This window comes from Prevotella sp. tf2-5 (genome assembly GCF_900115435.1).
Lineage (GTDB): Bacteria > Bacteroidota > Bacteroidia > Bacteroidales > Bacteroidaceae > Prevotella.
Window position 1 is genome coordinate 225,755 of record NZ_FOWK01000005.1, and the last position, 22,248, is coordinate 248,002.

The following is a 22,248-nucleotide window of genomic DNA, read 5'->3' on the forward strand; positions in this document are numbered from 1 at the left end:
ATTTTTATTAATTTATTTGTATATTTGCCACAAAGAAACCAAAACAATAGATACTATGAGTAAAAAGAAAGGTGGAAAGAGAGTCACGAAGAGACAGATGGTGGAATTATTACAGACCTTCTTCCAAGAACATCCTAACGAGATTTATTCGTTCAAACAGATTTTCCGTGCCCTGAAGCTAGATACACATCCCGCCAAGATGCTTGCTATCGACACGATGGACGAGATGACATGGGACGACTATCTTACCAAGACCTCTGATAACTCGTTTCGCCTGAACTTGAAAACACAAGTACAGGAAGGAACATTTATCCGTAAGGCTAACGGCAAGAACTCATTCCAACCTGACGATGGTGGTAAACCCATCTTCATCTCAGAGCGTAACTCAATGTTTGCTCTTAATGGAGACCGGGTGAAGGTGACCATGATGGCTCGACGACAGAACCATATCAAGGAAGCGATGGTGGTAGAGATCCTGTCGCATAAGATGGATCAGGCGGTTGGGAAGCTACAAGTGGAGAAAGACTTTGCCTTCCTCGTCACAGAAGGAAATATCTTCGTACATGACATCCTCATACCCAAAAAGAAATTAAAAGGTGGCAAGACGGGTGATAAGGCTGTAGTAAAAATCACCCAGTGGCCCTCGAAGGAGTCGAAGAATATCGTGGGCGAGGTCATAGATGTCTTAGGAAAGGAAGGTGACAATAATGTAGAGATGCATGCTATTCTTGCCCAATACGGACTACCTTATAAATATCCGAAGAATGTCGAAGATGCTGCTGAGAAGATAGAGCCAGGTATTACCGAACAAGAAATCAAACGCAGGGAAGATTTCCGTGATGTCTTCACCTGTACCATCGACCCAAAGGACGCCAAGGATTTCGACGACGCATTGAGCATCCGTCCGGCAGGCAAAGGGCTCTGGGAGGTTGGTATACATATCGCCGATGTATCTCATTATGTCAAAGAAGGTAGTATCATCGACAAAGAGGCGGTGAAGCGTGCCACAAGTATCTACCTCGTCGACCGTACTATCCCGATGTTACCAGAGCGTCTGTGTAACTTTATTTGTTCTCTGCGCCCCGATGAAGAGAAACTGACCTACTCCGTCATCGTAACCCTCGATGAAGAGGCAAACATCAAGAAAGGACATATCGCCCATACCGTGATTAAGAGTAATCGACGCTATGCCTATGAGGAGGTGCAGGATATTTTAGAAAGTCAGAAGTCAGAGGTAAGAGGTAAGAAGACGATATCTGATGACCCCTATACTAATGAGTTATGCACCCTCGACCGTCTTGCCAAGAAACTGCGTGAGAAGCGTTTTAAGGGAGGAGCTGTGAAGTTTGACCGTGAGGAGTTACATTTCGATATCGACAAGGACGGCAAACCTGTTCGTGCTTATTTCAAGAAGTCGACAGATGCTACCCAACTCATTGAGGAGTTCATGCTGCTCGCCAATAAGTTTGTCGCAGAGAGTGTGGGTAAGGTGAAGAAAGGCACCAAGGCAAAGACGCTGCCTTACCGTATCCATGACCAACCTGATCCTACCAAACTGGAGACATTGCGTGAGTTTGTGGTGAAATTCGGATATAAGATGAAGACTTCAGGTACGAAGGGAGCTATCTCCAAGAGTCTCAACGCACTGATGGACGGTTGTCAGGGAAAGAAGGAACAGAAACTCATTGAGACCGTAGCACTGCGTGCCATGATGAAGGCGAAATACTCAACCCATAACATTGGTCACTATGGACTTGCCTTCGATTACTACACCCATTTCACCTCCCCTATCCGTCGTTATCCTGACACCATGGTACACCGTCTGTTGACCAAATATCAGGATGGTGCCCGTAGTGCTAATCAGGATAAATACGAAGAGTTATGTGAGCACTGTTCCGATATGGAGTTAGTGGCACAACAGGCAGAACGCGATTCTATCAAATACAAAATGGTAGAGTTTATGGTAGATAAGGTGGGAGAGACTTATGATGCCCATATCAGCGGTATCCAGTCGTACGGTATCTATTGTGAGATTGACGAGAACCACTGTGAGGGTATGGTACCGATGCGTGACCTAGACGATGATTACTATGAGTTTGACGAGAAGAACTACTGCCTGATAGGTCGCCGCCACCACCACAAATACCAATTGGGTGATTCTATCCGCATCAAAGTCGCCAGAGCCAATATCGAGAAACGCCAACTCGACTTCTCGTTGGCTGAGGATTGAGGACACACATTTATGAGAACGATAGGAATAATGATTGGACTGTTACTTGCCACCATGGGGGCAGAAGCAGACAATTGGCCTGACGGTAGTAGGATGGATGACTGGTTCCTACAAAGCGGGAAGGTGGACGTGGCTCAGTTAGGAAGACAGTATGTCATCACTGACTATGGGGTGTCAACAGATAGTACGCTGGTACAGACAACTTTGATACAACACGTCATCGACCTTTGTGCTGACAAAGGAGGAGGTGTCGTAGTCATACCAGAAGGAACCTTTCTTTCTGGAGCACTCTTTTTCCCACAAGGGACCCATCTGCATGTCATAGGGCGACTGAAAGGCAGTGACCGTATAGCAGACTTCCCCGTCATGCTGACTCGTATCGAAGGGGAAACATGTAAGTATTTCCCTGCATTGGTCAATGCCTATGAGGTAGATGGCTTTACGATTACAGGACATGGTACTATTGATGGCAACGGTCTCCGGTACTGGCAGGATTTCTGGCTTCGGAGACAGTGGAACCCAGCATGTACAAATAAAGACAGTCAACGTCCACGACTGACCTATATCGCGAACTCAAAGCATGTCACGATACAGGATGTACACCTAGTCAATTCTCCTTTCTGGACCAATCATGTATATAAGAGTCATCATATACGTTTTATAGACTGCTATATCTATGCGCCTACAGAGGGGATATGGGAACAAGATGCCGCCAAGGGGGCTCCAAGTTCGGATGCCATTGACATTGACGCTTGTACGGATGTGGTGGTCAGAGGTTGTTATATGCATGTCAACGACGATGCCGTGGTACTGAAAGGCGGCAAAGGCACCTGGGCAGACATGGACGCTACGAATGGTGATAACCAAAGGATACTGATAGAGGAGTGCACCTATGGACGGGTACATGGCTGTCTGACATTAGGCTCAGAATCCCTCCATAATCGGAATATCATTCTTCGCAGGTGCAAGACGACTAATGCCGACCGTGTGCTATGGTTGAAGATGCGTCCTGACACGCCCCAGCATTATGAGTATATCACTGTGGAGAATATCACAGGACATGGTGGCAGATTCCTGTTCGTTCATCCATGGACACAGTTTTATAAACCAGAGAAGAGGGATGATATGCCCCTCTCCCAATGTAACCATATCGTGATGCGGAACATACAGGTAGAGACACCTGTCATGCTGGACGTAGAACCATCGGACAAATACAAGCTCACCGATTTCTGGTTAGAAGGAAGACAGGTATACTAACTATTACTTGTAACTTTATCGCCAAATGAAGAGACTCGCATTATTTCTTTTGACCGTTTGCCTTGTGACATGCCAAAAAGCCCCGAAGGTGGTATTTACCGATGAGGTACTACTGCCCATGACACCTGTCAAGGACCAAGGACAAACGAACCTCTGCTGGGCATACGCCATGCTCTCCACCATAGAGACGGAGCATATCGCACGAGGTGACTCTGTGCATCTCTCCCCTTTCTATATCGAGAGGGTAGTTAAAAGAAAACAACTACGAGGCATGGGCGCTACCCTGCTGAATATCATCAGGAGACACGGTATTGTCAGCTACGATGCCTATCCCGACACCTCCTACCACCATTTACCAGCTCCTCGCTGGGTCTTTATGTTAGGAGCCCGTTATACTCCGTTGGAGTTTGCACATAGTGTCTGTGCCCCTGACGAGTATATTGCCTTGACAAGCAACGAGAACTATCCCTATTACAAGGAAGTGGTACTCGACCTGCCGGACAACTGGGAGCATAATTCCTTTTTGAATATCCCCAAGGACTCATTGCTGGCGCATGTCGAGCGAGCCATCCGCAACCGTCATGCCGTATGCTGGGAAGGAGATACGCATGAGCGAGGTTTCTCGTTCGAGGAAGGGATTGCCGACCGTCACAACCATTCTGCTCCCACCGACAACCACTGTATGGCGATTGTAGGAATCGCCCGTGACCCACAGCATCGCCTGTTCTTTACGATGAAGAACTCATGGGGCACCCATAATGCTTACAATGGGTTGATGTATATGTCTGCGGAATACTTAAGAGACAAGACGGTGGCGGTCTTTATGACGAAAGAAGCCTACGGAATTCCATAGGCTTCTCTGGTCTCAAGTTTCAGGATATATGCTTATTTGTTCAGTTTCCAAGTGACTCCGTCCTTGGTGTCCTTGACTTCGAAGCCGGCAGCAGCGAGGGCATCGCGAATCTGGTCGCTGGTAGCCCAGTCTTTGTTGGCCTTTGCCTTGGCACGCAGGTCGAGCACCATGTCCACTACTTTTCCGAAAGCTTCCTCACGGGCATCACTACCATTTCCTTTCTCCTCTTTGAGTCCCAGGATATCGAAAGCGAAGAGACGCATGGTCTCTGAGAGTTCCTTCAGACAATCGGCACAGATGGTAGCCTTGTGGTCAACAAGTTTATTGATGACGGTGCAAGCCTCGAAGAGATAGCTCAGCACCAGAGGTGTGGCAAAGTCGTCGTTCATGGCGTCGTAGCACTTCTCGCGCAGTTTTTTGACGATCTCGGATATCTCCGAGTTCTCTGAGTTCTCTGAGGGAGTTATCCTCTCCAGGTCGCTGATAGCGTTCATCAGTTTCTCGTAACCCTTCTCGGCAGCCTGTAATGCCTCGTTGGAGAAGTCGACGGTTCCGCGATAGTGGGCTGAGAGCACGAAGAAACGGATGGTCATGGGTGAATAGGCTTTCTCCAGCAGTGGGTGATTACCCGTAAAGAACTGCTCCAGGGTGATGAAGTTATTATATGACTTACCCATTTTTTGACCGTTGATGGTCAGCATGTTATTGTGCATCCAGTACTTCACAGCAGGATGGCCCATCGAGGCCTGCGCCTGTGCTATCTCACACTCATGGTGTGGGAACACCAGGTCCATGCCGCCTCCGTGGATGTCGAACATCTCACCTAGATACTTACGTCCCATGGCTGTGCATTCGCAATGCCAACCGGGGAATCCGTCGCTCCAAGGTGAGGGCCAGCGCATGATATGTTCCGGCTGAGCTTTCTTCCACAGGGCGAAATCGGCTTGGTTGCGCTTCTCGCCAACACCTGCCAGCTCACGGCTCTCGTCCTTGATGTTCTCCAGTGATCGACCGCTCAAGATTCCGTATTTGAATTTCTTGTTGTAAGCCTCGATATCGAAATAGACAGAGCCGTTCGACTCATAGGCAAAGCCGTTGTCGAGAATCTGCTGAACCAACTGCTGCTGTTCGATGATGTGCCCGGTGGCATGAGGCTCGATAGAGGGGCGCAGCACGTTTAGCGCGTCCATATACTGATGGTAACGGTTGGTATAGTACTGGGCTATCTCCATCGGCTCCAACTGCTCCAGTCGTGCCTTCTTGGCAATCTTGTCCTCACCCTCGTCAGCGTCATGCTCCAGATGTCCTACATCCGTGATATTACGGACATAACGCACCTTATAGCCCAAGTGCTTCAGATAACGGAACACCAAGTCGAAGGTAATGGCAGGACGGGCATGTCCCAGATGGGGGTCACCATAGACGGTAGGACCACAAACATACATACCCACATGAGGTGCGTTGATAGGCTCGAAACGCTCTTTCTGTCGAGTCAGTGTATTGTAAATAACTAATTTCGATTCCATACTATTTTCATTAAATCGGTGCAAAGGTACAAAATAATTCTTAATTCTTAATTCTTAATTCTTATTTTATTAGTACCTTTGCAACCAAATTATGAAATAATTTAGAAAGAAATGGCTTATACACGTATGACCGCTGCAGAGGCTGCAGCATTGATTAAGAATGGCGATAACATCGCTATGAGTGGTTTTACACCTGCTGGTGTGGCAAAGGCTACAACCAAGGAACTGGCGAAGATTGCAGAGGCAGAGCATGCCGCAGGCAGAGAGTTTAAGGTAGGTATTTTCACTGGTGCGTCGACGGGTCAGTCGACAGATGGTGTGCTTGCCAACGCACAGGCTATCAAGTACCGTGCTCCTTACACCACGAATCCTGACTTCCGCAAGCATGTGAATATGGGTGAGATTCCTTATAACGACTTGCATCTGAGTCACATGGCACAGGAGTTGCGCTATGGTTTCTATGGTGATGTGGACTGGGCAATCCTGGAGGTCTGTGATATTGAGGAGGTCGGCAACGACTATCATGTCTATCTGACCGCTGCTGGTGGTATCTCTCCAACGGCTGCGCGTCTTGCCAAGCATGTCATTCTGGAACTTAACTCGTTCCACAACCCCAATGCGAAATATCTTCATGATGTTTATGAACCATTGGATCCTCCTTATCGCAAGCCCATCCCCATCGTGAATGTGAGCGACCGTATTGGTGTGTCTTATGTCTCTATCCCCAAGGAGAAGGTGGCTGGTGTCGTAGAGTGTAACATTCCTGATGAGGCTCGTGCCTTCAAGGACAGCGACCCTGTGACAGACAAGATTGGCTACCTGACTGCTGAGTTCCTCGTGGAAGAGATGCATAATGGACGTATCCCCAAGGAGTTCCTGCCTTTGCAGAGTGGTGTGGGTTCTACAGCGAACGCCATCCTCGGTGCACTGGGACAGGATAAACATGTTCCCGACTTCAATATCTATACAGAGGTATTACAGGATGCTGTTGTAGAGATGATGCTGCACGGTCGTGTGAAGGATGCCTCCGCTTGCTCTCTGACGGTCTCCAACGACTGTCTGATGCAGGTTTACGATAACATGGACCACTTCAAGAAGCACCTGACACTGCGTCAGAGCGAGATCTCCAACAGTCCTGAGGTCATCCGCCGACTGGGTGTTATCGCCATCAATACCGCTATCGAGTGTGATATCTATGGTAATGCCAACTCCACCCATATCAGTGGTGTGAAGATGATGAATGGTATCGGTGGCTCTGGCGACTTCATCCGCAATGCTTATCTGAGTATCTTCACTTGTCCTTCTACAGCAAAGGGTGGTGTGATTTCCAGCATCGTTCCTTTCGTCAGCCACCAGGACAGCTCTGAGCATGATGTGAATATCATTGTTACAGAACAGGGTATTGCCGACCTGCGCGGCAAGGGTCCTGCCCAGCGCGCTGAGACGATCATCGAAAACTGTGCTCATCCCGACTACAAGCAGTTGTTATGGGACTACCTGAAGATTGCCAAGATGGGACAGACACGCCATAACCTGCCTGCCGCCTTCGCCATGCATGACACACTGGCTCGTAAGGGCGACATGCATCTGACAGATTTCTCAGAATACCTTAAATGAGTATTACCAGTTTAGTAAGATTTGTTTTCGAGCCCCGTATGCGGGCTTTGGAAAAGCATCAGACACAAGGTGAGCTGTTGCAGCGGACGGTTTTGAACCACCTGGTGCAGACGGCAAAGGACACGGAATACGGAAGGAATCATGCCTTTGGTGGCATCAAAGGCTATGAGGACTTCGTCAGACACTGTCCTGTGAACACCTATGAGGAGTTGAAGGGGCAGATTGACCGGATGCGTCATGGAGAGGCTGACGTGCTATGGAAAGGCAAGGTTCAGTGGTATGCTAAGTCCTCTGGCACGACGAATGACAAGTCGAAATTCATTCCCGTCAGTCCTGAGGGCTTGCAGAAGATTCACTATGCCGGAGGGTTCGACTCTGTGGCACTTTACCTGCGTAACAACCCGAAGTCCCGTTTGTTTGACGGACGCGCCTTGATATTAGGTGGCAGTCATGCCCCCAACTATAACCTGCCAGGCTCACTGGTAGGTGACCTTAGTGCCATCCTCATCGAGAATATCAACCCGCTTGCCAATCTTGTACGAGTACCGAAGAAGCAGACTGCCTTGCTGCAGGACTTTGAGGTCAAGAGGGAGCGCATAGCCCGTGAGGCGATGAACAAGAACGTGACGAATATCTCCGGGGTGCCCTCATGGATGCTCTCCGTACTGAACTGTATGATGGAGATCACGGGGAAGACGCATCTGGAGGAGGTATGGCCTAACCTGGAGGTGTTCTTCCATGGAGGTGTCGCCTTCACCCCTTACCGCAAACAGTATGAGCAGTTGATCACGTCACCCAGGATGCACTATATGGAGACTTATAATGCCTCAGAGGGTTTCTTCGGACTACAAGACGACCCTGCCGACAAGGCGATGCTGCTGATGCTCGACTATGGGGTGTTCTATGAGTTCTCTGAGCTCTCTGATTACTCTGAGAACGCTGAGAATGCGAAAATCGTACCCCTTTGGGGAGTCGAGAAAGACAAAAACTATGCCATGCTGATCTCCACATCCTGTGGTCTATGGCGTTATAAGATTGGAGATACCATCCGTTTTACCTCCACCAATCCCTATAAGTTCGTCATCACAGGACGTACCAAGAGTTTCATCAATGCCTTTGGCGAGGAACTCATCGTCGACAATGCCGAGCAAGGACTCTCCTATGCCTGTCAGCAGACGGGTGCGGAGGTGCTGGAATATACCGCTGCCCCGGTGTTCATGGATGCGAACGCGAAATGTCGTCACCAGTGGCTCATCGAGTTCTCGAAAGCACCTGCCGACCTCGCACAATTTGCCCGCTTGCTGGATCAGAGGCTACAGGAGGTGAACAGCGACTACGAGGCAAAGCGTTATAAGGATATCACGCTACAGCCCCTGGAGCTGATAGAGGCGCGGACGGGTCTTTTCAACGACTGGTTGAAGCTTCGTGGAAAACTGGGAGGACAGCATAAGGTGCCTCGTCTGAGCAACTCCCGTGAGCATATCGAGCAACTGCTTTCGCTCAACATGAAAAAGCAATAATTATATAATGTGGAAATGATGAAGAGGAGAGGAAATCTTTTAATTATTACATTTTTCCATTTTATCATTGCAACCATCATTGCAAGCTGCGCCCGTATGGGACAGCCCGACGGAGGATGGTATGACGATGAGCCTCCTCGTATCATCGGCTCCACACCAGAGGATGGCGCCACAGGAGTAAAGGAGAAGAAAATCACCATCCAGTTTGATGAGTATATCAAGGTTGACAATGCCACAGAGAAAGTCATCGTGTCACCTCCCCAGCTGGAGATGCCGGAGATCAAAGTGGCTGGTAAGAAAATTGTGGTGGAGCTGAAAGACACGCTGAAGCCTAATACCACCTATACCATCGACTTCAGTGACGCTATCAGCGACAATAACGAGGGCAATCCCCTGGGCAACTATACCTTCACCTTCTCCACTGGAGAGCAGATAGACACCTTCGAGGTGGCGGGTAATGTGCTGGACGCCTCGAACCTTGAACCCGTGAAGGGTATTCAGGTGGGACTGTATGACGACCTCAGCGATACGGTATTCAGGAAGAAGCCCCTGTTACGTGTGGCACGTACTGACGGACGAGGACGCTTCGTCATCAAGGGTGTCGCCCCTGGTGAGTATCGTGTCTATGCCCTGCAGGATGCTGACGGTAACTATATGTTCAACCAGAAGAGTGAGATGATTGCTTATTCTCACCAGACCTACCAGCCCTCCTCAAAACCTGATATCCGACAGGATACTATCTGGAAGGACACCCTGCACATCGACAATATCATCCAGGTGCCATATACCCATTTCTATCCTGATGACATCGTGCTGCTGGCGTTCCAGGAGATACAGACAGACCGTTATCTGCTGAAACAACCAGAGCGTAAGGACCCGGACCGCTTCACCCTCTATTTCAGCTATGGGAATCCCCAGTTGCCAGAGATCAGGGGACTGAACTTCAACGAGCAGGACGCCTTCGTCTTGGAAGCCAGTGAGAAGAAGGACACCCTCACCTATTGGTTGAAGGACACCACCCTTGTTAACCAGGACACCCTGCGCATGGAACTGAGTTATCTCATGACAGACTCCGCGGGAATACTGGTCACACAGGTGGATACTGTGGATGTCCTGGCAAAGACGAGTTATGAGAAACGACAGAAGGAGCTGAAGAAGTCCATCGAGGAATGGGAGAAGAAACAGGAAAAGCTGAAGAAGCGTGGAGAGCCCTATGACAGTATCATGCCCCCAAAGCCCCTGGAGGTTAAATATAATGTGAGACAACAGATGGACCCTGACTATATTACGACCTTTGAGATGCCGTCACCCCTCATCCATTGTGACTCGTCAGCGATCCACCTCTATACAAAGATAGACAGTCTGTGGTATAACACTCCCTTTGAGTTCCACCGAAAGGACTCCACCCTGCGGGAATATGTGTTTGTCGCGGAATGGCAGCCGGACACAGAGTATAGTCTGGAAATCGACTCCGCTGCCTTCGTGGATATCTACGGACTTGCATCGCCAGCCTTTAAACAAGGTATCAAGGTGCGCTCGATGGATGAGTATGCCACCTTGCTGATGCAGCTGAGTGGAAAGAACGATACCACGGTGGTGGTGGAACTGCTCGATAAAGGTGACAAAGCCCTGAAGCAAGTAAGGGCTCTCAATGGGAATGCCGAATTCTTCTACCTGTCACCGGGGAAGTACTACATCCGTGCGTTCATCGACCGTAACGGCAATGGTCAATGGGACACTGGTAACTATGATCAGGACTTACAGGCTGAGGAGGTCTATTACTACCCCAACAGCATCGAGTGTAAAGCTAAGTTTGATGTCACACTGCCCTGGAACCTGACGGGTACGCCACTGACACGACAAAAACCTGACGCCATCACAAAACAGAGACCTGACAAAGAGCAACAGAAACTGCGTAACCGTAATGCGGACCGTGCCCGTGAGTTAGGGATAGAATATGTCAAAAAAGAAACCGTAAAATAGATAAAGAATCATGAAACGACTGCTTTTGGTATTATTTACGTCATGCGCCATGCTGACTGCCCATGCCCAATGTGGTACAGAGAATACAGCTTTTAAGTCTGGGGAGTTCCTCTCCTATGATCTTTACTTCAACTGGAAATTCGTATGGATGAAGGTGGGTACGGCGTCTATGTCTATCGTACAGTCGACCTATAATGGCAAACCTGCCTTCCGTAGTAGTCTGATCACAAGGGGTAACAGCAAGCTCGACAACTATTTCGTCATGCGTGACACCCTGTTGTGCTATACCAACCTAGACCTCTCCCCGCTATATTTCCGTAAAGGTGCCCGGGAGGGGAAACGCTATTATGTGGATGAGCTGTGGTACACCTATCCCAATACCAACTGCCACCTGCGGATGCATCGTATCGACCACGACGGTGACGTGCATTGGAAAGATGCGGAGTATAAGGACTGTATCTACGACATGATGAGTATCTTCCTCCGTGCCCGTAACTTCGATGCCTCCAAGCTGAAGGTCGGAGAGAATATCCCCATGCCTATCAGTGATGCCCGCCACCTGTCTAACTCGTGGCTGAAATTTACCGGTAAGACGACCATCAAGATGCGCAACAGCAGTGCTAAGTTCCGCTGTCTCACCTTCTCGTTTATCGAGCGTGAGGACGGCAAGAACCATGAGCTGATCCGTTTCTTCGTCACCGACGACAAGAACCACCTGCCCGTACGCCTCGACCTCTTCCTGTCGTTTGGCTCCGCGAAATGCTACCTGACAGGATTCAAGGGCTTGCGTAACGACATGACCTCAAAGGTGGAATAGGTTAAAAGTCGGGAGCCTGTGCCTCGATACAACGGAGGTTACGTGCCAGCTGCTCTGTAGAGCTGGCTCCCACGAGGACGGAAGTCACACCTTGTTGTTTTAAGATCCAGGCGAGTGCCATCTCCGCGAGGCTCTCGCCTTTTTGTTGCGCCTCCTCGTTCCATTGGCGCAGCTGCTGCAACAGCTCCGGTGTCAGCATCTCTTCCCTGAGGAACATACCCTTTGCCATACGGGAGTCCTTGGGGATACCGTTCAGATAACGGTCTGTCAGCATACCTTGCGCAAGGGGTGAGAAGGCGATGAATCCTACTCCTGACTCATGACAGAGTTGCAGGATACCCTCGTTGATGGGTGCCTGGTTGAGCATATTCAGTTTCCCCTGGTATATCAGCAGGGGAGTGTCGTGCTGCTTGAGATACTCTATACCGAAACGCAACGGCTCCAAGGGCCAGTTGGAGATTCCCACATAGAGCGCCTTGCCGGCTCGTACGATATCCACCAATGCCTGCAGCGTCTCCTCCAACGGCGTGTTAGGGTCGTAGCGATGACTATAGAACAAGTCGACATAGTCCAGGTGCATGCGCTTGAGACTCTGGTCCAACGAGGATATCAGGTATTTACGGGAACCCCAGTCTCCATAAGGACCGTCCCACATCCCATAGCCTGCCTTGGTGGAGATAAACAACTCGTCACGATAAGGACGCAGGTCGTCGTCTAAGATATGTCCCATCGTCTCCTCGGCAGAGCCCGCAGAAGGACCGTAGTTATTAGCAAGGTCGAGGTGGGTCACTCCATGGTCGAAGGCATAGCGCACGATCTGTCGGCTACGCTCATAAGGATCCACACTTCCGAAGTTATGCCACATACCCAGGGACACCTTAGGCAACAACACTCCTGAGCGTCCGCAACGCTCATACTGCATCCCGTTCTCATAGCGATGCGCGTCAGCAAGATATTTCTCCATATCCAATATAGTTTTTGGTTCCTGGGGACAAAGGTACGATTAAGTGAGCAAAATGCCAAATTTATTTGAGCATTTTCAAACGTGAGTATCTTCGAGCAAAGATCAAAGGCAGTTCAAACCAAGCAGAGAACAAAACAAATCCATTTAGTTTTCTTTCGAACGATGCCTTGTATAAGGGTTGTTGGTTACTGGTGACGGGGTGTTAGTGCCTACCTTCGAGGGAGTTAGGTACGCCCTTTCAACCGTTCGGCTATAGCCAAAAGACTGAACGGCTCCAGCCAAACAACTGAATGCCTATAGCCGAAAGCAAACCGCTCAAAAAACTGTCGCTGTCTGGTGAAAGAAATAAAAGGATTTCTTTTGTATTTTGCTCGGTTTCCACTACCTTTGCAGACATGAAACAGTTGGGGTATCTTCTCTTCTTTTATGTCATCGTGCTGGCAGGATGCAACAGGCAGTCTGCTTACGAGCGGCTATTGGTTGAGGCAGACAGCCTGATGGAACAGCATACTGACTCTGCCCTCCATGTTCTGGAGAGCATCCCCGATATCATGGACAAGGGCGACGAGTCAAGCCGTGCCTACTATACCCTGCTGCTGACACAGGCAAGGTACAAATGCTATCAGCCTGTTCCCGCTGACAGCCTGATGCGCTCGGCTGTCCGATATTATGAGCAGAACGGTAATCCGTCCCTGCTATGCCGAGCCTACTATTATCTGGCAATGCCCCTCTATGAGCAGGGAGAGCATGAGGAGGCACTGCTATTACTAAAAAAAGGAGAGGAGCATGCCGTTCGCAACCAAGACCTGCTTTATATGGCAAAATATCATGAGAGCCTTTGTATGGTGAACGACCGTGCCAAATGCTATGACCTGATGCTGAAGTATGCGGAGCAAACCTTTTCTGATGCTGTTCTTTTGAACGACACGGCGATCATAGCGCGCAGCCTGTCTTATGTTTCCATCGCCTATTACAGATTAGGTCAGCGGGAGAGGGCGAGAGACCGCATACTGGAAAGCCTCTCCCATATTAATAATATGGATGATGAGGGTAAGGCATATATCCTAACTAATGTCGGTAGTTTATCATACCAATTCGGTGATAATAATATAGCAAAGGAGTATCTGTTAGAATCTATAGAGATATATCCAATGCCTCATACCTATGCAGAGTTAGGAAACATCTATGCAGACGAGGGTAATAAGAAAGAGGCGGAAAAATGCTGGCAAGAAGCCTTGAAGACCAGTGATAGCCAAACTATCTTGAATGTCCTTCCGTCTATTCAAAAACGCTATGAGCAGCAAGAGGACTACAAATCTGCAATTAATATATCCAATCGGATCTATCGGATTAAAGACTCCCTCAACCAAGTCTCTGAGCAGGCGACTATTGCCGAGATACAACACAAATACGACCACCAGGTGGTGGAGAACAAATACTATAAGACACTGACTTGGCTGTTTGGCTCCATTCTCCTGCTGGTTTCCATATCCATCGGCTACTATTTCTATCATCGCAGGACTGTCAGAAGATATACCAGCCAGATTAGTGCCAATGAAGAGGCGATTCGCAATGCCCAACAGAGAATCACCTCACTGGAAAGCATGGACGGAGAGCATCATGAGGAGATCATGGCATTAAATGCTCAAATCAAAATGATACGTCAGCAGACCAATGAACAATTGGGACGGGGCAAGGAGGTTTACGATTCAATTACTGAAGGGCAAAAACTACAGTCTGTCCATGACGAGCACTGCCTGATAGAATACTATTCTGTTCTCCGCTATGAGACCTATGACGCATGGATGAACGAGTATCAGGACTTAACCTCACGCCTGCTCACCTATCTTATACTAAAGGACATGAACAAGTCTGATGCCGAGATTCAAGAAACGCTCAGCATCACCAACTCATCCCTTCGTTCCATCAAGACACGGCTAAAAGCACATCTAAGACACTCATAATAGCCTCTATTTTGCTGCATTTTAGGGGATCTGTCTCTCCTCGTTTCGCACGTTATCGTCTGTTTTACAGGCAGTTAACCCCATTTTAACATTGCAGCACCTCCACGAAACAAAAGCCCTATAAATTTGCAGAAGTCATTCTCTGTTTCTAATTTTGCTGCCAGAAATCAATACGACTACAAAATGAAAACAAGAATGATGAAACTGCTTATGGCAGTATTGACACTGAGCATGCCCATGCTTCAGAGTGAGATGTGTGCAGATACTATTTTGGTGGAGGATTATATCAGCAACCGACATGGTATCTCTCTGTTATTAACTCTCAAACAGGACAAATTATGACCTCAAAAACCGTTACTGGTTCAGATACAACTGTTAATATCAGTAGTTATAGTTCTGGTTTGTATATTGTGAGAGCCATACATGATGGAAATATATATAGTGCAAAATTTATTAAATAAGCCTGTAAACACTTGATGTTTAAAATAATAATACTATCTTTGCAACATAATAAATAACTTACAACAATGAGAACAAATCTGATAATATTTTTTTGTGCTTTGTTTGCTTTTACACTGACAAGCTGTAGTAGTGACGATGATAATAATAACGAACCAAAAGACGCACTCGTGTCTTTTGCAAAGACAGGATGCAAGACAATAACATCCTTGCGTTCGGGAACTGGTGAAGACGATATCGCAAGTATCTTAGGAGAGGAATCGGTTGTGTATGAAGGAACATCAGACAACTGCCTTTTCATTAAACACAATAATGTCATATTCTCATGTGAAGCAACAATTACCGTATCAGCTACAGTGGAAGGTAATGTTATCACATTGAAGGAAAACGGAACGTCAGAAACCAACTGTCTTTGCCCTTATGACTTGACCATAAAGGTTGGGACATTGTCTGAACGTACGTATAAAGTGGTTTTAATAACAGAAGGTCTGGAGCGTACCTCATTTACTATCAATTATTCCCCAAAGATAAGTGGAAAAGTCAAAATAAATGATTGAGTAAGGCTCACAAGGGGACTGTCTCTTTGTTTGAGACTTGAGGTTCTTGCTCTGGCAAGCGACTTCGTCGATGACTCAATGATCCACTTTCCTGTCCATTTTATTATATGCTAGAAAAGAAATACTCACAGGGGTTCCCTTGTGAGTATTTCTGCGGATGAAATTAAGTGACAGAGGAGTGACATAGAAGGGACAGCATATTCCACCCTTTGGCGACGGAATAGCGGAGAGTGTCCCGATCGTCGGCAGACAGACCGCACTCCACACTTGCCATGGCAAGAACGAGCTCACACCAGACAATCTTGGTCTCAGACTTCATCGGGGGCAGGGGGACATCGGAGTGTCCCCTTGTGAGCAAGAACCAGGTGATGCTGGTGCATATCACCCCGTCGGGAAAAGGGTTGCGGGTAGTCTTCAAGGCAGATATAGCCGTCGGTGACCTCAGTGCCAACCAGCACCATCTTGCCACCCTATTAGGTGTGGAGCCTGACGAGGCCTGCAAGGATGCCAGCCGTGCGTCCTTCTCTCCACAACAGGAGGAAATCCTCTATATCAACGACGCCATCTTTGACTATCAGGACGACGAGTTTGAGAAGCTGTTCGGAGAGCGGTATAGAAAGGGGATGTTAGACGGAAGGTGTAAGATGGATGAGGGAAGATGTAAGATGGATGAGGGAAGAAATCTGCCTGCCGTCATCGACGGACAGCCATCCTACAAAGGTATTCCCTTTGGTGACATCATCAACGAGTACTGGCGAAGGACAGGTGGTGTGCCTGTGGATGGGGAGCGTAACGTACGACTCCATAAACTTGCGGTCAATCTTCGTGCCATCATGGAGAACAAGCCTCAAAGGATATTAGAGGTGCTTCCCCGACTGGGGTTGTCAGAGGGTGAGGTGCTACGTGTCGCTGAGTCCGCTTGCAAAGAAGAACCCAAGGACTTCACCTATCTTCTGAAAGGGATTGTCAAGGACTTGATGGAAGAGAGGAATATGGTGGATGACGAGCCTGAGACACCTCCAGAGATGCCGAAGAAATTACCGAAGCTCATTCAGCTCTTGATTTCCCGCACTCCTGATGTCTATAAGCCTGCAGTGGCGCATGCCGTCTTCCCTTCTCTTGCCGCCCATCTCTACAAGGTACGCTTCCGCTATATAGATAATGTGTTGCATGAGGCGACCCTCATGAATGTCTTGATGGCTGGCACGGGTGCTGGTAAGGATTGTATCTCGCAACCAATTAACTACATCATGGCGGACATCCGTAAGCGTGACGAGGAGAACCTGCAGCGTGAGAAGCAATGGAAACAGGAGGTCAATTCGAAAGGTGCCAACAAGGACAAGCGTCAGCGTCCCGAAGGGCTCATCATCCAAGAGGTGGATCCTGACATGACGAACCCTGCCTTCGTGATGCGTATGGCAGAGGCAGACGGTCATTTCCTCTACACCAAGATGAACGAGATAGACCAGTTTGACGCACTGCGTGGCTCCGGCAAGGGCGGTCAGCAGTTCCAGATCATGTGTCTTGCCTTCGACCCTGGCAACCGCTACGGACAGACCCGTGTGGGGACAGGCTCGGTGACGGAGAAGGTATGTATCCGCTTCAACTGGAATGCGGCGACGACCATCAACAAAGGTCAGCGTTACTTCCGTAACGTCCTCACGGACGGACCGATCAGTCGTATCAACTTCTGTACGATACCTGAACGTGAGATTGGTGCGGAGATGCCAGTCTATGGTACCTACGACGCTGCCTTTGAGGAGGAGCTACGCCCCTACATCGAGAAACTGACGAAGGCTGTCGGGGAGGTGAACTGTCCACAGGCTTTCAAACTCGCCCAGAAGATGGTGGAGGAGAATGCGGAGTTCTCTTTATTGAGTCAATCAAGGGTTTATGAAAACCTCTCCTTCCGTGCCAATGTCATCGCATGGCTGAAAGGTTGTCTGCTGTATGTCGCCAACGACTGCAAGTGGGATAAGTCTATCGAGGACTTCGTGCGCTGGTCGTTCCACTACGATATGTGGTGTAAAATGCAATTCTTTGGAAAGGCAATTGAAAATGCGGATTATATAGAAGACAAACCCAAGAAGGGACCTCAAAACCTATTGGAATTGTTACCTGAGAGATTCACATTAGAGGACGCTGCTAATATGCGTCGTCAACAAGGATTGAACGGGAAAAGAACTGCACAAATGATTAGTGTATGGAAAGCTAGAGGGCACGTATTTCAGATTTCAGATTTCAGTTATCAAAAATCAAAAAAATAAAATCATCATGGAACTAATATTAGAAAGATTCATAAAAACAGAAGAATGCACAGTCGGTCGACTGAGCATCATCAACAGAACATTCGACGAGTACCTGGGTCGTGAGGATAAGGAGTTTATATGTGACACCTTGGAGCCGCCCATCAAGAAAATGGGGAAAGACCCTGATTATGTACGGCAGTTCAAATCAGCTATGCCCCCAGGACGTTATCCCGTAGTCATCAGACATTCTGAGTCCTTCGACCTCTGTCTGCCCTTGGTGGTAGGGGTCCCTAAGATGACGAGCAAACAGGTGTTCTTCCAAATCGGCAATTCCGTCGAGGAAATCGAGGTAGGGCTGATACCTGGTGCTTATCGTGGTGACGGAAAGATGGTTGCCTCTCGCAACATGATCTTCACACTCAAGAAACTCATCTTCCAGGCGAAAGAAAGGGGAGAAGGAGTGTTTCTCACTGTCGTGAGAAAAATTAAAGATGAAAAATGAAAAATTAAAGATTAAAAAATTATGAGTACAAAAAAACAAGCAAGAGGATTGCGGAACAATAACCCGCTGAATATCATCAAGAGTAAGTCACAGATATGGTTGGGGGAGACCAACCTCGGAGGTGAGACTCACTTCTGTCAGTTCTCATCCATGCAGTATGGGTTCCGTGCAGCCCTGAAACTGCTACGGACATACTACACCAAATATGGGTGCATCACCATCCGACAGATCATCTGTCGGTGGGCACCCGAGACGGAGAATCAGGTGGAGGCGTATATCAAGACGGTATGCAGGATCACCCAGATGGGTGCCGATGTCCCCCTGCCCCCGATGAAGACAGAGACCAAGATTGTCTGGTGTGAGCTCGTCCTTGCCATGGCAAGTGTGGAGTGCGGTCTAAGTGCCGACGATCGTGACACCCTCCGCTATTCCGTCGCCAAAGGTTGGAATATGCTGTTTTAAAAGTTCATAATAATTAAGTGTTTTGTGAGGAGTATCATTCCCCTACGTCGTGAGACGTGGGGGAATTTTCATTAATAATGCTCACAGGGGGGCACCCTTGTGAGTATGCAAAATTAATAAGAAGTGGGCAATAATCCAAATTATTAAGCATAAAAGCATTGTCGATTCAGAAAAATATCGTAACTTTACAGCGTAAAATTGCATAATAACGATTAGGAAGTATAGTTATGAATACAGTGTCACTAAATAATTTGTGGAGTTATCTGCAGGGGCTTTCGCTCTCAGCAAGCAATCAACGCTGGCTGGCAAACCACTTGATAGAGGCTGCCGAGAGCGTGGAAAAGAAGCAACATAAGGGAAATCTCATTTTTCCCAAAATACCCAAGGACTATAAGCCTACTGGTGATGACACCAGCAGAGTTTGTGCAGAAAGCTAAAGAATAATAGAAGCATCGATGCAGACAAAGTGTGTGACATATACATCTTTTAACTCGGATTATTTGGCTGTTCCAAATAATTCGCTAACACACACACAGCAGACTTACTCACCTCTATAAATATACGCCACATCCGCGCACGAATATACGGCTTTTCTTGCTTTCCGGCAAGAGAAGCCGCATTGTTTTTTATCCCCATCGCAATAATTTTTAATTCACCAATATTAATCACAAAACAAAAAACAACAATGAAGAAAAGACAGTATGAGAAACCTTCGACGAAGGTAGTAGAGTTGCAGTATCAGGGGCACCTGCTGCAAACCAGCGGTCAGTTGATCATTCCCGACAACTATCCTGAACAGCCCGATCCTTTCGTTTTCTAATTCCCCCAGTGTTTAACCATTTAACAAGAAGACAACAATGAAAATTACGAAATTATTCTTTATGGCTGCACTGGCACTGACATTTGCCGCCTGCAGCAACGATGACAACGACATTCAGAGTCCCGTCGAGCAGCCTGCAAAGGCAGAGGGCATCACCATCACCACCACACTGGCTCCGAAGACTAACGGTGCCACCAACCGCGCCGTAAGCGAGGGCACTAACGAGATTGTGGTCGAGTGGGCAGTGAATGAGCATATCGCTATCCTCTATACGAAGGACGCAACCCCGTACGCAGCCGATGCCACCATCACCGCAGTTGACGGCTCGGGCGCAGCCACCATCACGTTCACCGTGGAGGCCGGCACGCCCGACAACACCGCCTGTACGCTGGTCTATCCGCTCTCTGCAGCCAAGGATGACCACACGGGCGTGAAGGATGCCGCCACGCTGCTGGCCGATCAGGACGGCACGCTCTCGGCCAACCTCGACGTACGCGTGGGCGCAGGCACCATCCAGACCACTACGCCCGGCCTGACGGTCACCACCGATCCTGCAGCGCAGTTCTCCATCTTCAAGTTCACGATTCAGAATATCAGCGCTGCAGCCAAGAGCGCAACGGAGTTCAAGGTCAGCGACGGCTCTGGCAACGTGATTACCACCGTTACGCCTACCGATGCCTCTGGTGAATTGTATGTAGCTCTGCCCGTCATGGCTGCCGGAACCTACTGGTTCAACGCCACCATTAACAGCAATCCCTACATTGCCAAAGCTACTGTCGGCACGGCAACAACAGCAGGCAATTATTACCAAAGCACGGTGAAGATGGCAACCATTGGCGACGTGATTCTTTCTGACGGCAAGTTTGCAGCACGGTCATCTACAGGAACGAAAGTGGCCATGATAGCCTATTTGGGTAGCGAGACAGGCGAAGCCGCTCCTTGCAACCATGGCTTGGCTCTGGCACTGAGCGATGAGAATAGTGGTAATACTTGCAAGTGGAGCACTTCGAAGACTAAGGTACACACGTATAACACCACGAATAGTAATAATTTCACCAGCGAGAGCGGCCTGCAGTACAATGATGCTACTCACAACTCCGACACTTATCCTGCCTTCAAGGCTGCGATAGCCAATAACAGTACTGCAGCGCCTACGGGCTGTTCTGCATGGTTCCTGGCTTCAGGCTATCAGTGGAATAAGATGATTAATGCTTGTAAGAATGTATTAGGCACCAAAAATAACTATCAGGATTTGCGCAACGGCTTCAATGGCATCTCAGGCGCTAGTAACTTGCAGTCGGCCTGCTACTGGTCAAGTACGGAGTACAATGACAAAAGGGCGTGGGACTTAAACTTCATCAATGGCAATTGGTCCGACGACAAAAAGGACGACGCCTACACCTGCCGAGTTCGTGCCTGCCTCGCTTTTTAACCTATTTATCGATTTGCCAATTTATCTATTTTAGCCGCGACAGCGGCTGCGCGATAGTCATGGGGACAGGCACCCTGTGCGATAAGAAAACAACAGGAGGGCGGTGCAGCCGCCACGGCGAATGGCACGGCCCTCCTTCTTTTTGCACCCTGATTTATAGACTTTTGTCGATATGAATATGAACCTGCTGTGTGTCATCTTGTTCGCCGTCGTGCTGATGCTTGTGGGTGTGTGCCTCTGGCAGCGACGAGTCATTCATAACAAGAACCGCGCAATTGTAAAATTCATCGATGAATCCATCAAGTACAAGAAACTATACTACAGTCTGCTAAATCAGATTAATCGGGCTAGATCGGGGACACACGGGGGCAGTGACCCTCTGTGCGATTAGAAACTCAACAGGAGGGCGGTGCCACCGCGACAGCGGCACGACCCACCTTACTTCTAAACGTAGCCCCCAACTTACTAGACACTCAGGGACTGGTACCTGTCTCACTTGGAAAACAATGATGATGGCTCGGGCCCCGAATCATTCAGAAAAGACCCTTGTGAGTAACTGTTCGTTGTTGCCATAACTCTTCTTTTTATGGCGCAACGATGACAAGTTTAATAGGAAATTGCTACTTGATTCTCTTTTTCATGCTCACAGGGGGATGAAGTGAGCATTTTATTGTAGCCATGGATATTGCTGGTATAAACGTGCTGTCATTTCTTCGGAAGATACCCAATCACTCCAATCACCATTCTCGGCCTTTTCAATGAATACTTCTGCCTCGTCTATACGGGCATTCAGTTCTTCCATTGTGTAAGGACCGATGCCTGGATCATAGTCATCCGACATGATTGGGTCGTCATCTATGACAGCACCTTCATAGCCGCTGCCAGTAGCTTTATATTCAACTATTGGTTCGCTGGCTATGCCAGTGTCTTCTTCTACGAATCGTTGATAATTGTTCTCTTCCATAGTTCTTTGCTTTTTATGATGCAAAGATACAATGTTTTTCCGATTTAGCAAAACATTCCAATCAAAAACTTG

The 22,248-nt window shown here is 48.3% G+C and carries 22 protein-coding genes; 17 read left to right on the forward strand and 5 right to left on the reverse strand.

The features are described from left to right. Positions 1-55: 55 nt before the first annotated feature. From rnr to BM257_RS07455, 3 genes are read left to right on the forward strand one after another with little or no spacing between them, the layout of a single operon-like run. Positions 56-2,230: a ribonuclease R gene (rnr, locus tag BM257_RS07445; RefSeq protein ID WP_092070470.1), complete on the forward strand. Its 2,175-nt coding sequence runs from the start codon at positions 56-58 to the stop codon at positions 2,228-2,230. A gap of 12 nt (positions 2,231-2,242) precedes the next feature. Further along, on the forward strand, positions 2,243-3,487 hold the full coding sequence (locus tag BM257_RS07450) for a glycoside hydrolase family 28 protein (protein ID WP_092070473.1): 1,245 nt from the start codon (positions 2,243-2,245) through the stop codon (positions 3,485-3,487). Positions 3,488-3,512: 25 nt separating this feature from the next. Further along, complete coding sequence (locus tag BM257_RS07455) at positions 3,513-4,340, forward strand: C1 family peptidase (protein ID WP_092070476.1); 828 nt, start codon at positions 3,513-3,515, stop codon at positions 4,338-4,340. Between the two features lie 32 nt (positions 4,341-4,372). On the opposite strand, the gene cysS is transcribed toward BM257_RS07455, so the two are convergent. Then, the gene (gene cysS / locus BM257_RS07460; protein ID WP_092070478.1) at positions 4,373-5,866 is read right to left on the reverse strand and encodes a cysteine--tRNA ligase; all 1,494 of its coding nucleotides are present in this window, start codon (positions 5,864-5,866) and stop codon (positions 4,373-4,375) included. 111 nt (positions 5,867-5,977) lie between these two features. Here cysS and BM257_RS07465 point away from each other — a divergent pair, with 111 nt between their 5' ends. Genes BM257_RS07465 through BM257_RS07480 form a run of 4 tightly spaced genes read left to right on the forward strand, consistent with a single transcriptional unit; the run spans position 5,978 to position 11,803 of the window. Then, positions 5,978-7,483 carry a succinate CoA transferase gene (locus BM257_RS07465; RefSeq protein WP_092070480.1) on the forward strand — a complete coding sequence of 502 codons (1,506 nt, stop codon included), beginning with the start codon at positions 5,978-5,980 and terminating at the stop codon, positions 7,481-7,483. Further along, complete coding sequence (locus tag BM257_RS07470) at positions 7,480-9,003, forward strand: GH3 auxin-responsive promoter family protein (RefSeq protein WP_092070483.1); 1,524 nt, start codon at positions 7,480-7,482, stop codon at positions 9,001-9,003. The genes BM257_RS07465 and BM257_RS07470 overlap by 4 nt, the downstream gene beginning before the upstream one ends. A gap of 15 nt (positions 9,004-9,018) precedes the next feature. Next, on the forward strand, positions 9,019-10,986 hold the full coding sequence (locus BM257_RS07475) for an Ig-like domain-containing protein (RefSeq protein WP_255405632.1): 1,968 nt from the start codon (positions 9,019-9,021) through the stop codon (positions 10,984-10,986). A gap of 10 nt (positions 10,987-10,996) precedes the next feature. Continuing rightward, positions 10,997-11,803: a DUF3108 domain-containing protein gene (locus BM257_RS07480; RefSeq protein ID WP_092070489.1), complete on the forward strand. Its 807-nt coding sequence runs from the start codon at positions 10,997-10,999 to the stop codon at positions 11,801-11,803. A 1-nt stretch (position 11,804) separates the two neighbouring features. Here the strand turns inward: BM257_RS07480 and BM257_RS07485 are convergent, their stop codons facing one another. Further along, positions 11,805-12,767, reverse strand: a complete 963-nt coding sequence (locus tag BM257_RS07485; protein ID WP_092070492.1) for an aldo/keto reductase — start codon at positions 12,765-12,767, stop codon at positions 11,805-11,807. Positions 12,768-13,162: 395 nt separating this feature from the next. Between BM257_RS07485 and BM257_RS07490 the strand changes: the two genes are divergently transcribed. The 4 genes from BM257_RS07490 (at position 13,163) to BM257_RS07500 (ending at position 15,747) form a co-directional block, all read left to right on the forward strand. Next, entirely contained in the window at positions 13,163-14,731 is a 1,569-nt protein-coding gene (locus BM257_RS07490; protein ID WP_092070495.1) for a tetratricopeptide repeat protein, read from the forward strand. A gap of 195 nt (positions 14,732-14,926) precedes the next feature. Further along, on the forward strand, positions 14,927-15,073 hold the full coding sequence (locus tag BM257_RS14820; protein WP_218154498.1) for a hypothetical protein: 147 nt from the start codon (positions 14,927-14,929) through the stop codon (positions 15,071-15,073). Continuing rightward, a complete protein-coding gene (locus BM257_RS15300; RefSeq protein ID WP_092070498.1) occupies positions 15,070-15,192 on the forward strand; it encodes a T9SS type A sorting domain-containing protein in 123 nt (40 codons plus the stop codon). The genes BM257_RS14820 and BM257_RS15300 overlap by 4 nt, the downstream gene beginning before the upstream one ends. A gap of 66 nt (positions 15,193-15,258) precedes the next feature. Continuing rightward, complete coding sequence (locus tag BM257_RS07500; protein ID WP_092070501.1) at positions 15,259-15,747, forward strand: hypothetical protein; 489 nt, start codon at positions 15,259-15,261, stop codon at positions 15,745-15,747. A 163-nt stretch (positions 15,748-15,910) separates the two neighbouring features. Here the strand turns inward: BM257_RS07500 and BM257_RS14825 are convergent, their stop codons facing one another. After that, complete coding sequence (locus tag BM257_RS14825) at positions 15,911-16,066, reverse strand: hypothetical protein (protein WP_177216049.1); 156 nt, start codon at positions 16,064-16,066, stop codon at positions 15,911-15,913. A 346-nt stretch (positions 16,067-16,412) separates the two neighbouring features. Here BM257_RS14825 and BM257_RS07505 point away from each other — a divergent pair, with 346 nt between their 5' ends. The 5 genes from BM257_RS07505 to BM257_RS15145 all read left to right on the forward strand — a co-directional run bounded on the left by BM257_RS07505 (position 16,413) and on the right by BM257_RS15145 (position 19,780). Then, entirely contained in the window at positions 16,413-18,014 is a 1,602-nt protein-coding gene (locus tag BM257_RS07505) for a hypothetical protein (RefSeq protein ID WP_092070568.1), read from the forward strand. Positions 18,015-18,021: 7 nt separating this feature from the next. After that, a complete protein-coding gene (locus BM257_RS07510) occupies positions 18,022-18,498 on the forward strand; it encodes a DUF5675 family protein (protein WP_092070504.1) in 477 nt (158 codons plus the stop codon). Positions 18,499-18,519: 21 nt separating this feature from the next. After that, the gene (locus BM257_RS07515; protein ID WP_092070507.1) at positions 18,520-18,960 is read left to right on the forward strand and encodes a hypothetical protein; all 441 of its coding nucleotides are present in this window, start codon (positions 18,520-18,522) and stop codon (positions 18,958-18,960) included. 227 nt (positions 18,961-19,187) lie between these two features. Then, a complete protein-coding gene (locus tag BM257_RS07520; RefSeq protein WP_092070510.1) occupies positions 19,188-19,397 on the forward strand; it encodes a hypothetical protein in 210 nt (69 codons plus the stop codon). A 248-nt stretch (positions 19,398-19,645) separates the two neighbouring features. Beyond that, entirely contained in the window at positions 19,646-19,780 is a 135-nt protein-coding gene (locus BM257_RS15145; RefSeq protein WP_255405634.1) for a hypothetical protein, read from the forward strand. Positions 19,781-19,832: 52 nt separating this feature from the next. On the opposite strand, the gene BM257_RS14560 is transcribed toward BM257_RS15145, so the two are convergent. Further along, a complete protein-coding gene (locus BM257_RS14560) occupies positions 19,833-20,036 on the reverse strand; it encodes a hypothetical protein (RefSeq protein ID WP_143096797.1) in 204 nt (67 codons plus the stop codon). Between the two features lie 240 nt (positions 20,037-20,276). On the opposite strand from BM257_RS14560, the gene BM257_RS07525 reads away from it, so the two are divergent. Next, entirely contained in the window at positions 20,277-21,212 is a 936-nt protein-coding gene (locus BM257_RS07525; protein ID WP_143096798.1) for a hypothetical protein, read from the forward strand. A 667-nt stretch (positions 21,213-21,879) separates the two neighbouring features. On the opposite strand, the gene BM257_RS07535 is transcribed toward BM257_RS07525, so the two are convergent. Further along, positions 21,880-22,248 (reverse strand): hypothetical protein (locus BM257_RS07535; protein ID WP_218154499.1); only part of this gene is annotated, 369 nt, incomplete at its 5' end.